This window comes from Ruegeria sp. AA6 (genome assembly GCF_056542865.1).
Genome location: NZ_JBQGAN010000001.1, coordinates 408,195 through 423,125 on the forward strand (window position 1 = coordinate 408,195; position 14,931 = coordinate 423,125).

At 57.1% G+C, this 14,931-nt stretch carries 13 protein-coding genes; 3 read left to right on the forward strand and 10 right to left on the reverse strand.

All coding sequences use genetic code 11. From position 1 onward, the window contains the following. Positions 1-47: 47 nt before the first annotated feature. Genes ACR0LN_RS01850 through ACR0LN_RS01860 form a run of 3 tightly spaced genes read right to left on the reverse strand, consistent with a single transcriptional unit; the run spans position 48 to position 2,666 of the window. Positions 48-1,001 (reverse strand): site-specific tyrosine recombinase XerD, encoded by a 954-nt coding sequence (locus tag ACR0LN_RS01850; protein ID WP_480427387.1) that lies wholly within the window; start codon positions 999-1,001, stop codon positions 48-50. A gap of 2 nt (positions 1,002-1,003) precedes the next feature. Then, on the reverse strand, positions 1,004-2,527 hold the full coding sequence (locus ACR0LN_RS01855) for a hypothetical protein (RefSeq protein ID WP_480427389.1): 1,524 nt from the start codon (positions 2,525-2,527) through the stop codon (positions 1,004-1,006). Continuing rightward, positions 2,517-2,666, reverse strand: coding sequence for a hypothetical protein (locus ACR0LN_RS01860; protein WP_480427391.1), 150 nt, complete (start codon positions 2,664-2,666; stop codon positions 2,517-2,519). Before ACR0LN_RS01860 ends, ACR0LN_RS01855 begins: the two co-directional genes overlap by 11 nt. Positions 2,667-2,745: 79 nt before the next feature. Between ACR0LN_RS01860 and ACR0LN_RS01865 the strand changes: the two genes are divergently transcribed. Both ACR0LN_RS01865 and aroB read left to right on the forward strand, forming a co-directional pair. Continuing rightward, positions 2,746-3,333 (forward strand): shikimate kinase, encoded by a 588-nt coding sequence (locus ACR0LN_RS01865; RefSeq protein ID WP_480427392.1) that lies wholly within the window; start codon positions 2,746-2,748, stop codon positions 3,331-3,333. Further along, positions 3,333-4,445 (forward strand): 3-dehydroquinate synthase, encoded by a 1,113-nt coding sequence (aroB, locus tag ACR0LN_RS01870; RefSeq protein ID WP_480427394.1) that lies wholly within the window; start codon positions 3,333-3,335, stop codon positions 4,443-4,445. The genes ACR0LN_RS01865 and aroB overlap by 1 nt, the downstream gene beginning before the upstream one ends. Here the strand turns inward: aroB and ACR0LN_RS01875 are convergent, their stop codons facing one another. Further along, the gene (locus ACR0LN_RS01875) at positions 4,446-5,516 is read right to left on the reverse strand and encodes a site-2 protease family protein (RefSeq protein ID WP_480427396.1); all 1,071 of its coding nucleotides are present in this window, start codon (positions 5,514-5,516) and stop codon (positions 4,446-4,448) included. A gap of 18 nt (positions 5,517-5,534) precedes the next feature. Beyond that, on the reverse strand, positions 5,535-6,041 hold the full coding sequence (ssb, locus tag ACR0LN_RS01880) for a single-stranded DNA-binding protein (protein ID WP_480427399.1): 507 nt from the start codon (positions 6,039-6,041) through the stop codon (positions 5,535-5,537). A 205-nt stretch (positions 6,042-6,246) separates the two neighbouring features. Here ssb and ACR0LN_RS01885 point away from each other — a divergent pair, with 205 nt between their 5' ends. Further along, positions 6,247-6,825: a lytic transglycosylase domain-containing protein gene (locus ACR0LN_RS01885; protein ID WP_480427402.1), complete on the forward strand. Its 579-nt coding sequence runs from the start codon at positions 6,247-6,249 to the stop codon at positions 6,823-6,825. A gap of 13 nt (positions 6,826-6,838) precedes the next feature. Here the strand turns inward: ACR0LN_RS01885 and ACR0LN_RS01890 are convergent, their stop codons facing one another. From ACR0LN_RS01890 to ACR0LN_RS01910, 5 genes are all read right to left on the reverse strand, one after another. Continuing rightward, a complete protein-coding gene (locus ACR0LN_RS01890; protein WP_480427404.1) occupies positions 6,839-8,020 on the reverse strand; it encodes an MFS transporter in 1,182 nt (393 codons plus the stop codon). Positions 8,021-8,152: 132 nt separating this feature from the next. Continuing rightward, positions 8,153-10,240 carry a dipeptide ABC transporter ATP-binding protein gene (locus tag ACR0LN_RS01895; RefSeq protein ID WP_480427406.1) on the reverse strand — a complete coding sequence of 696 codons (2,088 nt, stop codon included), beginning with the start codon at positions 10,238-10,240 and terminating at the stop codon, positions 8,153-8,155. 91 nt (positions 10,241-10,331) lie between these two features. Next, positions 10,332-11,795, reverse strand: coding sequence for an ABC transporter permease (locus ACR0LN_RS01900; RefSeq protein WP_480427408.1), 1,464 nt, complete (start codon positions 11,793-11,795; stop codon positions 10,332-10,334). Positions 11,796-11,808: 13 nt separating this feature from the next. Beyond that, on the reverse strand, positions 11,809-12,855 hold the full coding sequence (locus tag ACR0LN_RS01905) for an ABC transporter permease (RefSeq protein ID WP_480427684.1): 1,047 nt from the start codon (positions 12,853-12,855) through the stop codon (positions 11,809-11,811). Between the two features lie 137 nt (positions 12,856-12,992). After that, positions 12,993-14,663: an ABC transporter substrate-binding protein gene (locus ACR0LN_RS01910; protein ID WP_480427409.1), complete on the reverse strand. Its 1,671-nt coding sequence runs from the start codon at positions 14,661-14,663 to the stop codon at positions 12,993-12,995. Between the last annotated feature and the right edge of the window lie 268 nt (positions 14,664-14,931).

A 14,931-nucleotide genomic window follows, 5' to 3' on the forward strand; every position in this document is an offset into this window, starting at 1 on the left:
GAGTTGCTGCATCCGTTATGGTGTCGCGACCACTGCGGATCAAGGGGTTAGCCTTTGTCTTCTGGGTCTTTCGCAAGGGGGTGATGCTCTAACACCAGTTCGGCCAGACGTTCGTCCAGAACGTGAGTATAGATTTCAGTGGTTGCGACGTCGGCATGCCCAAGCAGGGTTTGGATCGACCGCAGATCCGCACCATTTGCCAAAAGGTGCGTTGCAAAGGCATGGCGAAGCGTGTGCGGCGTGACCTTTTCTGGCGAGACGCCGCCTTGAACCGCCAGTTCCTTGACGAGCAAAAAGAACATGTGACGGGTCAGGTGCCCGGATTTCCCGCGCGAGGGAAACAGAAACTTGGATCGCTGGCCGCCGTCGGCCACAAGTTGATCTTCGGCCTCGTCCCTGACATCGAGCCATACTGCCAACGCCTCTCGGGCGGGTGGCGACAGCGGCACCATCCGTTCCTTGCCGCCTTTCCCCAGAACCAGCAGCATGCGTGGATCGCCCCGCGCGGAGGAAACCGGCAATGAGACCAGCTCGGTCACACGCATGCCGGTGGCATAGAGAACCTCCATCAGGCAGGTGTTGCGCACACGGTCTGCCTCGGTGCGCCCCGTCTGACGGGCGGCTTGCAGCAACCGGTCGACCTCGGGCACGTCCAGTGTTTTGGGTAAGCGTTTTTGCCGGCCGGGCCCTTTGATCTGAATGGCCGGGTTGGTGTCATGCCAGCCTTCTTCAAAAGCAAAGCGGTAGATTTGTTTAATCGCCGACAGCCGGCGCGCGCGGGTGGATTGCGCCAACCCCTGAGCATCACAATCGATCAGGTAAGCTTCGATCTGATCTCGTTCAGCCTCGGCAAATCCTAGTTTGTGACGCTGCAACCAAGCAGCAAAATCCTTCAGATCACGGCCATACGCCAATTGGGTATTGTCGGTCGCGCCCAGCTCAGCCGCTTGCGCTTGCAGGAAGGTGGAGATCCAAAGCTCTGCAGTTGCTGGCGACGCCATGATCAGGTGCCCTGCAAAATCAAAAGGTTCAGGGCCGCGCGGCGAGCGGTGTCTTCCAACCCCACGCGTCGCAGTGTTGCGATGGCCGCAGTCAGATCAACTAAATTGCCGCGCGCGCCATGAGCGAACAACTCCATTGTTTCAAGAATAGCTTCGCCCAATTGGTCGTTAGCTAGCATCGCTTCAATATCCGACGGGATTGGCGCGGCCCAGGCAAACCCCTGAGCCACGGCATCAGCCTGTGGGGACGGAGTGCGTGCGCGTCCTGGATCGCCTTGGGCCACGGCGGCCAGAAACAGTGTGTCCTCAGACTGATCAGGCGGGGACAAGGCGGCAGTTTCATAAAGCTCGGAGAGTAGGAGGATGCGCCAACGTAAGTCCTCGGCTTTAGCATCCGGCAAAGGAATTTGCGCCAGACGATCGGCGAACAGCTCGGCAAAAGGAACCTCAAGCCCAACATTGCGCATTTGAGCCCAGACAGAGGGTAACGCTTTGGCAGTCGCTCCGGGCTTGCCAGACTCAAGCGCGCTTTCGAATTTCTGAATGGCCGCAACGCGGTCCCAGACAGCGCCCGAGGCGGCAGGATCACGCTCGGTGTATAAGCCCAGCAATTGGTTGGGTGTCAGCGCTCCGATCCGTGTCAGTCGCTCAGCTGCCTCGATCTGCGCTTTCCACCCGGCCACATCCCGGAGGTCTGCATTGGCAAAAGCACGCGGCAGGGGGGCAGAGGGCAGTCTTTCACCGATTGCTTCGAACAAACGAAAAGTCAACGGGTCGGGGTGATCCGGTTGTGGCAGATACTCGGCATCTTCGAACAGTTCGGGGCTGAGGAAGCGGTCCAGTACATCCAGATCCTCGGGCGGCAAAATCTGCAGCGCATGGGCAGCCTCAAGCGTCAGCGCAGCAGACGCCCAGTCGCCCCGGCGAGCCTTGCAAAAAATCTGGGCCGCATAGTCCTGTGACAGATGCGGTTGTGCGATCAGAGCGGTGCAACTGCGATCTTCGTCCCCGGTCAACAAGGTTGCATCAAACCAGCGCTGAAACCGCTCCCGGCTGTCAGTGGGGCCTGCTAGTTGCACCAAAGACTGGGCGGGATCGGCGGCACCCAGTTGCATTAGGCGGTCAAGGCGGGCCAGCAACAGGATTTCTTCGGCATCCGGCCCAGCGGGTGCGCGCGCCTCGGACAGAAGCAATGTGAACAGTAGGCGCTGCATAGCTGGATTATACCTGACCGGTACGCGCCCGATGAGCTGCGACAAACGATCAGGGTCACTGTTCTGCCAAATACCGACCGGCAGACCAGTAACGGACGAAGAAACCAGCCCAAGCGGCGGCGACAGCGCCTCAAGCGGTGTGACTTCGACATCCGGTTGCATGCCAGTTTGCGTCACCGGCGGTTCCAGCAGAACGGTTCCCGGCAGGTTCTCTGGCGGGTTGCTCAGCCAGTCTATGACGGTAAGAGGTTCCTGCTGCGCCTGCGCCGATCCGGCCAGGAACAACGCGAACACTGCGGCCTTATTCGACATTCAGGATTACCGGTTCTCGTATCTCGTCTTGCGGTGCCGAAAAATCCACACCAAAGAACGGCGCTAGATAGGCGTACGCCACCAGCCCGATAAAACACAGGCAAATCAGATATATCAGAAACTTGATCAGACGGCCCATTGCTCAACGCTGCCTCATTTTTCTCTTTTGTCTTAGTTATAGCTAGCATTTTCCCTAAGATCACGTCATTCACGGTGAAATGAGCGAAATTAAGCATAACACCCATGACACGGACGCGAATGCAGCGTTTGAACTGCACAAAACGGTCGTTCTTGTAGGCATGATGGGGGCTGGAAAGACGGCGGTGGGTCGAGCACTGGCCGCACGGCTTGGCGTTCCCTTCCTCGACAGCGACGCCGAGATCGAATCGGCGGCCAATATGACCATCCCCGAGATTTTCCAAAGAGATGGAGAGCCGTTTTTTCGTGCGAAGGAAACGCAGGTCATCGGGCGTTTGCTGGATGAAGAAAAAGGAATCCTCTCAACCGGGGGTGGGGCATTTCTGGCTGAGCAGAACAGATCAATGATCACCGAGCGCGGTGTATCTGTTTGGTTGCGTGCCGATCTTGAGGTCCTGTGGAACAGGGTTAAACACAAGGATACACGCCCCTTGTTGCGCACGGCAGATCCCTATGCGACGTTGCGCGGCTTGTATGAAGATCGGGTGCCGGTTTATGCCCAAGCGGACCTGATCGCTGAGTCCGATGGCGAGACCTCGATCGAGAATATGGTGAACCGGGTGGTGGATGCTTTGACAACACGCCCCGACGTTTTGGAACGGAAGTAATGCACCAAACTGTTCATGTAGAGCTGGGCGAACGCTCGTATGATGTGGAAATCGGCCCGGACCTGCTGGTACAGGCGGGCACCCGGATCGCGCCCTTGTTGCAGCGCCCGAAGGTTGCCGTTGTGACCGACGAAAATGTCGGCGCTCTTCATCTCGATGCTTTACGCAACGGCTTGGCCTCGGCCGGCATTGAAATGTCATCGCTGACTTTGCCTGCAGGCGAGAGCACAAAAAGCTGGCCGCACTTTGAGCGCACGGTCGAATGGCTGTTGGCGGAAAAGGTCGAACGTCGTGACGTGGTGGTTGCACTGGGTGGCGGTGTGATCGGCGATCTGGTCGGCTTTGCCGCCGCTGTACTGCGCCGGGGTGTGCGTTTTGTACAAATCCCGACCTCGCTTCTGGCGCAGGTGGACAGTTCTGTCGGTGGCAAGACCGGGATTAATGCGCCGCAGGGCAAGAACCTGATTGGCGCGTTTCATCAGCCCTCGCTGGTGCTGGCTGATACGTCGGTGCTTGGTACTATGACTCAGCGGGATTTCCTGTCTGGCTACGGCGAGGTCGTGAAATATGGGCTGCTGGGGGATGCTGCGTTCTTCGAATGGCTGGAAGCGAACGGAACCGATGTTTCGGGCGGAGATATGGCCGCACGGGTGCGCGCTGTGACGCGTTCTGTGCAGATGAAGGCTGATATCGTGGCCCGCGACGAGACCGAGCAAGGCGACCGCGCGCTTTTGAATCTTGGACACACCTTCTGTCACGCGCTGGAAGCAGCTACCGGCTATTCCGACCGCTTGTTGCATGGCGAAGGCGTGGCCATTGGCTGTGCCCTCGCGTTTGAACTGTCTTCTCGTCTGGGTCTGTGTTCACAGGAAGACCCCAGCCGAGTACGGGCGCATTTGCGTGCGATGGGAATGAAAACCGATCTGGCCGATATCCCCGGCGAATTACCGGGGGCAGAGGCTCTGGTCGATCTGATGGCGCAGGACAAGAAGGTCATCGACGGCCAGTTGCGATTCATTCTGGCCCGGGGAATAGGCGAGGCTTTCGTGACGTCCGATGTGCCACGTGATGCCGTGTTGTCGGTGCTGAATGACGCCTTGGCGACGGTCTGATCAACGCCCGCGGATAACCATCAGCTCACCAATATTTTCGCGGGTGATGTAACCGACCATGTTACCGGCCTGCGTGCAAACGGCGACGGCTGGGGCACCTTTGTAAAGGTTCTCCAGCACCGACTCGAGTCCGCTTGTCAGCTGTACCTGCGGGATATCCGTTTCCATAATCGAGGTTGCAGGCTCCGAGCGCGGGTTATCTCCGGCCAGCGCCGCAAATAGGCGGTTGCGCGTCACGAAACCCAACAAGGCGCCCTCGGAATCCAGAACCGGGAATTCGTGCTGCGTGGTGTGAATGACGGCTTGCGCCGCGCTCGCCAACGTGTCGGAAGGTGACAGAGCGTGGAATTCCGTAATCATTGCGTCACGCGCCAGAACCCGGCGCACGACCGCACGCATGGCGACATCCTGACTTTCCGAGTTTGCGGCGATGAAGACAAAGACCGCGATCAGCACCAATATGGCGTTGCCGGTGCTCAATCCCCAAAAGCCGAATGCCACGGCAACGATTTTCCCGCCCAAGGCGGCAACCTTGGTGGCTTTGACACTGTCCATTTTCAAACACAACAAGGCCCGGAAAACTCGGCCTCCATCCATCGGAAAGGCGGGGATCATGTTGAAGGCGGCGAGCAGCAAGTTCACATAAGCCAATCGGTTCAGCAGGCTTGGGCCGGTCGAGTCAATTTGGGCCATCGTTTCCAATGGCATTCCGGCACCAAACGCGATCAATACAATCCAAATGACTATGTTTACGGCTGGTCCGGCTAGGGCGACCCAAACCTCTTGCATCGGCTGTTCCGGCATCCGTTCCAGCCTGGCCAGCCCTCCGATCGGTAGCAAAGTGATGTCTGGGGTTTTGATGCCGTACCGCCGGGCCATCAGGGCATGGCCGAATTCATGGGCAACGACGCAGGCAAATAATGCCAGAACGAAGACCAGATTTTCGATGGCTGCTGGTACTCCGCCGGTGGAATAGGCAGCGAATCCAACCCAGACCAGCAGCAGAAAAAAGGTGACATGGACCCTCAGTTCCGACCCTAAAATTCGGCCGATTGAGAAGGACCATGTCATGGTATGTCTCCGTTTCTTTTAGAACGGAATCTCGTCGTCGTCGATTCCGCCGGATGCCGGGGCAGGGGAACTGGATTGGCCGCCATATGGGTCACCATAGCCGCCGCCGGCCTGACCGCCACCATAGCTGCTGGACTGACCGCCGCCGTAGCCACCGCCGCCGCCACCTTCGCCGCGCGAATCCAGAAGGGTCAGCTCACCGCGATAGGGACGCAGCACAACTTCGGTCGTATAGCGATCTTGGCCGGATTGGTCCTGCCATTTGCGGGTTTCCAGCTGGCCTTCGACATAAACCTTGCTGCCCTTGCGCAGATATTGCTCTGCAATCCGGGCCAGAGGCTCCGAGAAAATCGCGACAGAATGCCATTGAGTCCGATCACGCCGTTCGCCGGTATTGCGGTCTTTCCACGTTTCCGAAGTTGCAAGGCGCAAGTTGCAAACCTTACCGCCGTTCTGAAAAGACCGGACTTCGGGGTCGGCACCAAGATTCCCGACCAGAATGACCTTGTTGACTGAACCCGCCATGTATTTCCCCGTTTTGATTTGACGTGAGAGCGCCCGAATCTGGCGCTGAGTTTCCAAGCGACCCTATACGGCCTGCGTCTTGGTTGAAACACAGATGATTGTCGCAACACTAGGCAAGAAAATGTTCGGGACCGGTTTGGCAAGCTTTCATTATAACCTGAAATACCTATACTCCATCGAGTTTGAACGAGCAGGACAGGCATCTATGCGTTTACTGGTAGGCTGTTTTTCGGTTGTTTGCTTGGCAATGGTCGCGGCACCTTTGGCGGCGGATACCCTGTCGTCAAAAAGCCGCAAGGATATTTTTCTGAAGCAGTCCAAAGTTTTAGATAGCCGCGCAGCAACCCAGTATCGGGATTCTGAACGTCTGAAGCCGAAGACCGCTCAAACGCAGTTCAATAAGCGCTACACCGGGAAATATCGTGGTGAGTATATGACGCTGGCACGTCAGGCTGCACGCAGGCACAATGTTCCCGAAGATTTGTTTTTACGGTTGGTGCAGCAGGAAAGCGGTTGGAACCCGCATGCGAAGTCGCACAAGGGTGCTTTGGGTCTGGCGCAGTTGATGCCGGGTACGGCGCAGCTTTTGGGCGTAAACCCGCATGATCCTCAACAGAACTTGGAAGGTGGCGCGCGATACCTGTCGTGGCAGTATCGCAAGTTCAAATCCTGGCGCTTGGCCCTGGCGGCTTATAACGCGGGCCCGGAAGCCGTCGAAAAGCACGGCGGTGTACCGCCCTATAAGGAAACCCAGAACTACGTAAAGGTTATCTGGGGCGGATAAACCGCACTGTCACTTATGTTGCAGTATGCAATTCGCGTTTTCGTAGTCGAGCGGTGATCAGCAGTACGACCAGTGCGCAGAACATTGGCAGGCTCGCGGTTAGAATGGCGGTCTGAAAACTTGAAAATTGGGCGATCATGCCCACCGAAGGACCTGCAGCAAGCGCTCCGATAAACAGGCTGTTGACATACAAGGCGTTCGCCCTTGCCATCCGACCGTTTGCGAAACTCTGCACATAGGTCAGGCTGACCCCCGCAAACAGTCCATAATATGTGCCTTCCAGCGCTGAGCCTAACATCATGGCAGGCAGACCGGTGACTTGTGACAGTACGAAAAAGGCGCACAGACCAAGCGCTCCGGAAAGGACCAGAGCGGGCAAGGGCGCGATATGGCGCAACATCAACGGTGTCATCAGGATGATGACGATTTCAGTTGCGGTTTTAATCGACAAAGACAGGCCGGGCGCGAAGCCGGGCAAACCGGCCTCACGTACAAAAAACAAGGGCAGGGCGCTACTGCACAACACATGCGCGGCTGAAATGAACAGGCAGGCGATCACCGCCAACCAAAGTGCCCGGTCGGCACCAGATTCCCCTTGTTGCGTCTTCTTAGCCACCTCGGACCGCGCGTCCCAAGGCATCGTGTGCCACCACAGCGTCGCCCAAATCGTCGCCGCGCCCAAGGCAAAAACGAATGTTCGATCCGCACCCCATTGCCCTGCGACAAAGAATGCCAACGCGGGGCCCATCATCCAACCCAATGAGGTCATCGCCCGCAGCCACGCATTGAATGACGTGATGTCGAAACCGTAGCGCTCGGCGCTGATGCGGCCATAGCTGTACATTGTGGAAAGTGAACTGCTGCTAAGGCTGAACCCCAATACCCCAACGGTGATCAACGTCCAGTAAGATGGCCAGATCAGCACAGACACCAGCGCTGTAACATACCCCGTGATTGAGGCCCCCACCAGTGGCGCAAAGCGGTACCCGCTGTCCAAGCGTGCCGCAAAGATACGGTTGAGCGTGACCGTCAGCAAAATGCCCAATGCGCTGTAGATACTGATGTGCCAGGGCGGGTGACCAAGTTCCTGCACAATGTAGAACGGAATAAAAGGGGCCGTCATGCTGGCGCAGAACGTGCCGGATAGGTGCAGTCCCAATATGGCCCGCGCACGGCGGTCGGCGATGAGTGTCACAATGTGCTCGCTAAAAAATCTTTGTCGCTAAATGAATACCAGCGATTCCCGAGCGTAAAAGGATTAATTCAGCAGAAAAGGAAAAGGGGGCACCGGCCTTGTACCGGTGCCCCCCGAAATCACCCTAAGTGCTTATTCCGCAGCGATTTTGATCACCGGTTCCATCCGGGCCAGAATGTCTTCGGCAAGGTGACATTTTACCTGATGCCCCTCTGCCAGTGTTTTCACCGGGGGCACGTCGCTTTCGCACAATCCGCCCGGAACTTCGGACTTCCAACGACACCGGGTCTGGAATGGACAACCCGGAGGCGGGCTCATTGCCGACGGGATGTCGCCTTCCAGCACGATATGCTGCTTTTCAATCGACGTGTCCGCAATCGGCACGGCGCTCAGAAGGGCTTCGGTGTAAGGATGGTAGGGCGGAGCAAAGACTTGATCGGTGGTGCCCAGCTCGACCACGTGACCCAGATACATCACCATCACCCGGTCGCTGAGATAGCGAACGATGGACAGGTCGTGGCTGATGAACAGAAGCGTGGTCTTGTGTTCGCGCTGGATCTCCATCAGCAGGTCAGTCACCGCGGCCTGAACTGACACGTCCAGCGCCGAGACTGGTTCGTCAGCAACCACGATCCGTGCGTCCCCGGCGAAGGCGCGCGCAATGCCGACGCGTTGCTTTTGACCGCCGGACAATTGCCTTGGCATGCGATCTGCAAAGGCGCGGGGCAGCTTCACCAAATCCAAAAGTTCCAGCATGCGTTTCTTGCGCTCGGCTTCAGAGTTGCCAACACCGAAAATCTCCAGTGCGCGGATGATCTGACGGCCCACGGTCATCGACGGGTTCAGCGTGTCAAACGGGTTCTGGAACACCATCTGAACTTCACCCACAGTCTTGGCATCGCGCTCTTCAATGGGGACAGCCTCAATGTTGCGATTGTCCAGCAGGATCTGACCGTCAGTTGCGGTTTCCAGGCCCATCAGAACTTTGGCAAAGGTGGACTTACCGCAACCAGACTCGCCCACAATGGCGAGCGTTTCCGACTCATGCGCCTCGAAACTCAAGGTTTCATTGGCTTTTACAACCTTTGTCTCTCCGCCTCCGAACAGAGCATTCGCAGCGACCTCATAATGTTTCTTGAGGTTGTCCATCTTCAGAACGGTGCGACCGATCTCGGCCTTTTCCTTCTGTTCGCCGACGGTGATAGGCGCGTTCCAGTCGATCTCTTGGAATTTCAGGCAGCGCGTATGGTGGCGGTCATTACCTGGCACAGGCTCCATCAAGATATTCTGCGCGTCACAGCGGCCTTCCTCGAAATAGTCGCAGCGCGGGCCAAAGTTACAGCCCGGTGGGCGCTCGTGCGGCAGAGGGAAGTTCCCCGGAATTGCCACCAAGGGCCGCGCGTTCTTGTCTGCACCGGGCAGGGGGATCGATCGGAACAGCGCCTGCGTGTAAGGGTGCTGCATCTCGTCAAAGACATCGTGGATCGAACCGCGCTCGACCGCCTCACCGGAATACATCACGCAAAGCCGGTCGCAGGTTTCCAAAACCAAACCAAGGTTGTGCGAGATAAACAGCATCGAAGTGCCGTATTTCTTGCCCAGATCCTTGACCAACTCGACCACGGCAGCCTCGACGGTCACGTCAAGCGCGGTCGTGGGCTCATCCAGGATCAGCAGCGAAGGCTTGGACATCAATGCCATCGCAATAACGATCCGCTGTTGCTGACCACCCGATAACTGATGCGGGAATGAGTTCAGCATCCGCTCGGGGTCGGGAAGGCGCACATCGGTCACCACTTCCAGGGCGCGCGCATAGGCCTCTTCAGCTCCGACGCCTTCGTGGATCATCGGCACTTCCATCAGCTGCTTGCCGATCTTCATCGCCGGATTCAGCGAGGCCATCGGTTCCTGATAGATCATCGCGATCTCATTGCCGCGAATGTCGCGCAGCTCGTCCGAGGTCATCTGGGACAGATCACGCCCCTTGAACTTGATTGTGCCGCCGACAATCCGACCGTTCTTGCCGAGGTCCTGCATGACCCCCAGCGCCACAGTGGACTTGCCGCACCCGGATTCTCCGACCAGCCCAACGGCTTCGCCGGGTTGTACGCTTACCGAAAAATCCATAACGGCAGGGATTTCGCGAAGACGGGTGAAAAACGAAATCGACAACTTATCGATCTCCAGAATTGGCCCGTCATAATCCGCCAGTTTGTTCATCTTGCTTACTCCTCACCAAATGCGGGGATCCCCTTCATCTGGCTAAAAATACCTCGGGGGTCCGGGGGCAGAGCCCCCGGCCTCGATCACATCAGTCCTTCAGACTTTCCTCGCGCAGACCGTCAGCCAGCAGGTTCAGACCAAGAACCAGCGATAACAGTGCAAATGCAGGTGGCAGGGCAGGGTGTAGGTAGATCGACAACAGCTTGCGCCCCTCGTTGATCGTCGAACCCCAGTCAGGGCTTTCCGGCGGAAGCCCCAGCCCGAAGAAACCCAAAGTTCCCAGAAGGATGGTTGTGTAGCCGATGCGCAGACAGAAATCGACGATCAGCGGGCCGCGCGCGTTGGGAAGAATCTCCCACAGCATGATGTACCACGGGCCTTCACCCCGGGTCTGTGCAGCAGCCACGTAGTCGCGGGTTTTGATGTCCAGCGCCAGACCTCGCACGATGCGGAACACCGTGGGTGAGTTCACGAAGACCACCGACACGAACACCACGAGGATTCCACCTGGAATGTTGAACAGGTCCAGATAGGTGGGCAGTCCCCAGATGCGATAGCTTTCTGTGTTGATGATGTAGCCTCCGGAAGAAATCAGAGACAAATAAAGCCAGATCGCAACGCCCAGAACCCCGATCAGCAACGGTGTGCGGAATTTCGGGCGTGTGTAATAGCGCGAATTCAGCAGAACGCCGATAAACAGGATCGGGAACACGAACAGAACGGCGGCCATGTAGTTCGGCACACCGGTCGCCACGATCTCGGGCGTCACCAACAGATAGAACAGCAGGATTACAGGGAAGGCCAGGATCAGGTTGGCGAGGAATGACAGGAACGTGTCCAGACGTCCGCCGTAATATCCCGCAGGCAAGCCCAGCGTGATGCCGACCATGAAGGCGAACAACGTAGCCAATGGAGCGATTTGCACCACGATCCAGGCGCCCTTTACCATACGACTGAAAACGTCGCGGGCCAGGTTGTCACCCCCAAGGAGATACCAAGTGTATTCCCCTTCTTCCGGGCTTGGCAGAGGTGTTCCGGGCACCTTGTTCTTCATCCCGGATACCTGCACCAGGGGGTCATGAGTGACGATCAGGTCCAGAGCGCCAAAGATTCCTGTGAAAACCCAGAACATTACAAGTCCAAAGCCGATCATGCCGATAGGGCTGTCAAACAGCTTGCCGTACAACCCCAACTTACGTTTGAAGGCGATGGACATGGCGTACAGGATAACTAGCGACAGCCAAACTGGCAAAAATTGCTGCGAAATCGCACCAATTATTCCTGCGCCAGTACCCATGAGGATACCCAGCACGATGTAGGCCAGCGCAAGGGCGACGCAGGCCGCGAAGCTGTAGCGCAGTGCTTTTTGCGTCATTCCACGCACGCCCGAGCCCGAGCTGAGCGTGCCGTCCAGATTTACGCTCATTGGCGTTTCTGGCAGTACGATGCTGCCGACAATCCAGATTACGATAGATATCAGAAGGGCTGCGATTGCGATCATCAGCAGCGGATTCAGGAAGGCGATAGAGCCGGTCCAGGTAAGCGGTTCCATAATCTATCCCTCCTTACGAAATGCGGATGCGCGGGTTGAGGTAGACATAGCCGATATCCGAAATCAGCTGCGTCACCAGCACCACAAAGACCGACACGACCGAAATCGCCAGCAGCAGCTGAATGTCGTTGTTGCCCGCTGCCTGAACCAGCGCCCAGCCAAAACCCTTGTAGTTGAAAAGGGTCTCGACGATCACCACGCCGTTCAGCAGCCATGGGAACTGCAGCATGATGACGGTAAAGGGCGCGATCAGCGCATTACGTAGTGCGTGTTTCATGACGATGTTCGGGAATGACACACCCTTTAGGCGCGCAGTCCGGATATATTGCGCCGTCATTACCTCGGTCATTGAGGCGCGGGTCATCCGGGCGATGTAGCCCATGCCGTAAAGTGAAATGGTCAGTACCGGCAGGAAGAAATTCTCGAAGGTCGGGTTTTCCATCGCCTGCGTCGCCGTACCCTTGAACCATTTCAAGCCCACGGTGGACGATGTGAAGATCGCGATGAAGATCACGCCCGACACATATTCAGGTGTAGCTGTGGTGATGATCGAGAACGTAGACAAGGACCTGTCCAGTGCCGAGCCTTCACGCATCCCCGCCAACACGCCAACGATCAAGGCCGATGGGACCATCAATATCAGAACCCACATCATCAGGTAACCGGTATTGCCCAGTCGCTTGCCAACGATTACGCCGACTTCGTCTTTGAACACCGTCGAATAGCCCCAATCGCCCTGCAAAACCCCGCAATACCTCGGCGTCATTTCCTCGGTCATACCGGGACGGGTACAGGTGCCTACGAATGTGCCATCTTCCAAGGTTTTGGTGAAACCGGGTGCCACGCCCAGCCACTGGCCATACTTAATCAGTGTTGGTTGCAGGTAGCCGCGGTTACCAAGCCAGGTTTCGACCTGTTCGTCAGACATCCGCTGGTTACCTTGCGTTTTTGCCAGCTTTTCCAGGTTTGGATATAGATTGGTCAAAAAGAATACTACGAAAGTCAGGCACAATGCTGTTAACAGCATGACGCCAAACCGTCGGAGGATGAATAGTCCCATGATGGCCCCTGTTGTTCGGGTGTTCCGCAGATCAATGGACCATTGTCTGGCCTCGGACATGTCCGACCCCGTGTCGGCAAGTCTGCGGCTGGAAAGGGGCGCCCTTTGAGGCGCCCCATTTATTTAGAGGAACGGGATCAGGCTGCCCAACCCCACTTATAGTGATGGTGTTCGAACGACACGTGCATGTCGGTGCCGACCAGACCATCCTTCATGTGGCGATACAGCGAACGCCAGTACGGTTGGATCGTGACGCCTTCTTCCTGGATCATCGCTTCGCCCTTGGCGACCACTTCGCGACGCTTGTCAGCATCCGCAATGGCCAAGGCTTCCGTCAGCAGGGCGTCGAACTCAGGGTTCGCCCAACCAAACTCGTTCCAGGCTTCGCCCGAACGATAGGCCAGGGCCCAAATTTGAACGCCCAGGGGGCGGTGGTTCCAGTTTGTCGAGCTGTATGGGTACTTCGCCCAGTCGTTCCAGAAGGTGTTACCCGGCAAAACGGTCCGCTTGACCTTGATGCCCGCGTCGCGCAGCTGTGCAGCAACGGCGTCCGTGGTATTCCGGCGCCAGTCGTCGTCGATCGAGATTAGTTCGTGCTCGAAATCGGCCATGCCAGCTTCTTCCATCAGCTTGCGAGCACCTTCCGGGTCCACTTTCTGAGGCGGTAGTTCGAAGTAATCCGGGTGAATCGGGCCAACATGGTGGTTTTCGGCCGGAGAACCACGACCGCCGAAACCGAGTTCCAGGCAGACCGCATTGTCGACCGCCATTTGCAGAGCCTGGCGTACACGCTTGTCCGCATAAGGTTGCTGACCGTCGATCTCCGCCAACTGGTTGGGGCGAATAACGATGGTGTTCATGGTTACAACTTCGGATTTTACGTAGCCTAAGCCGTCCATAACGTCGATAAATTCACCAACGGACTCGTACAGCATGTCGACTTCGTCCGACTCCAACGCGGCCAACCAGGCCGAGGGATCAGTACCGTAATCGATATACTCAATCGAATCCAACGCCGGGCGGCCGAAGACTTCTTCGCCCCACCAAGTGTGGTTTTCGTTGCGAACCAGTACGGCTTTCACGCCAACTTCCAGCTCATTCATCAAATACGGACCGGTGCCCACGTTGTTCAGCAGATCGGTTTCACTGAACGAGCTGTGAACGATTGCGGCAGGGTAGTCGGCCATACCCGCGATCAGCGAGATGTCCGAAGCCGGCAGGTTCAGTTTGACCGTATTGGCGTCGACGACCTCAATCCCGCCATCAACGGCCTGTCCGGTATCTGCATCGACCAGTGTTGCGAACCGGCCGGCCATTGAGTTCGTTTCCGAGCTCTTGTCGCACCAGCGTGCAATGTTGCGAGCAACGTCGTCCGCAGTGAAGTCGTCACCGTTGTTCCACTTTACGCCCGGACGGACCTTCAGCGTGTAAACGGTTGCGTCGTCGTTAACTTCCCAGCCTTCCAGCAACATACCGCGGAATGTACCGTCCGAGTTGTATTCGACCAGATATTCCAACGTCCCGCGCGATACGTTTGCGATCTGCGACCAATCGTAGGTGCGCGGGTCCTTCAGGGCGCGAACTTCCTGTTGAACGCGCAGCGTGCCGCCTTCTTTTTTGGCGTCTTCGCCTTCTGCATGGGCTGGTGCAGCAAGGCCGATCATGCCATAGGCCGCAGCAGCCGTAACACCCAGACCTGTCGTGCGGGTCAGAAACTCGCGGCGGCTGAGTTTACCGTCCCGATACTCCTGAGCATGCATTTCTGCTGCCCAATGTACCGGTGCTCCGGTGAATGTTTTATGTTTCATGAATGTCGCTCCCTGTGACACATTTTTTTATGAAGAGGATTGGAACCGCTCAGACCGATTGGCGCCGGTCGGCAGGTTCTCGGAAGTTGTTTTGGATACTGAACATCCCCATGCGTCTATTCGGCCCCAGAATTCCGAAGAGGTCAATGTTCGAAATCGTCATTAGTAGTACAAAAACGACATGCTGGGCGCGTGTTTACCAGTGTACTTGGCCGAGGCCGGCGGAATTCGACTATGTATACTGTCGTAAACAGTCATTTTCCGCGTG

Bases quoted from the DNA above. Each gene is read 5' to 3' on its own strand.
- ACR0LN_RS01850 (WP_480427387.1), bottom strand. From the start codon at position 1,001: ATGGCGTCGCCAGCAACTGCAGAGCTTTGGATCTCCACCTTCCTGCAA.
- ACR0LN_RS01855 (WP_480427389.1), bottom strand. From the start codon at position 2,527: ATGTCGAATAAGGCCGCAGTGTTCGCGTTGTTCCTGGCCGGATCGGCG.
- ACR0LN_RS01860 (WP_480427391.1), bottom strand. From the start codon at position 2,666: ATGGGCCGTCTGATCAAGTTTCTGATATATCTGATTTGCCTGTGTTTT.
- ACR0LN_RS01865 (WP_480427392.1), top strand. From the start codon at position 2,746: ATGAGCGAAATTAAGCATAACACCCATGACACGGACGCGAATGCAGCG.
- aroB (WP_480427394.1), top strand. From the start codon at position 3,333: ATGCACCAAACTGTTCATGTAGAGCTGGGCGAACGCTCGTATGATGTG.
- ACR0LN_RS01875 (WP_480427396.1), bottom strand. From the start codon at position 5,516: ATGACATGGTCCTTCTCAATCGGCCGAATTTTAGGGTCGGAACTGAGG.
- ssb (WP_480427399.1), bottom strand. From the start codon at position 6,041: ATGGCGGGTTCAGTCAACAAGGTCATTCTGGTCGGGAATCTTGGTGCC.
- ACR0LN_RS01885 (WP_480427402.1), top strand. From the start codon at position 6,247: ATGCGTTTACTGGTAGGCTGTTTTTCGGTTGTTTGCTTGGCAATGGTC.
- ACR0LN_RS01895 (WP_480427406.1), bottom strand. From the start codon at position 10,240: ATGAACAAACTGGCGGATTATGACGGGCCAATTCTGGAGATCGATAAG.
- ACR0LN_RS01900 (WP_480427408.1), bottom strand. From the start codon at position 11,795: ATGGAACCGCTTACCTGGACCGGCTCTATCGCCTTCCTGAATCCGCTG.
- ACR0LN_RS01905 (WP_480427684.1), bottom strand. From the start codon at position 12,855: ATGGGACTATTCATCCTCCGACGGTTTGGCGTCATGCTGTTAACAGCA.
- ACR0LN_RS01910 (WP_480427409.1), bottom strand. From the start codon at position 14,663: ATGAAACATAAAACATTCACCGGAGCACCGGTACATTGGGCAGCAGAA.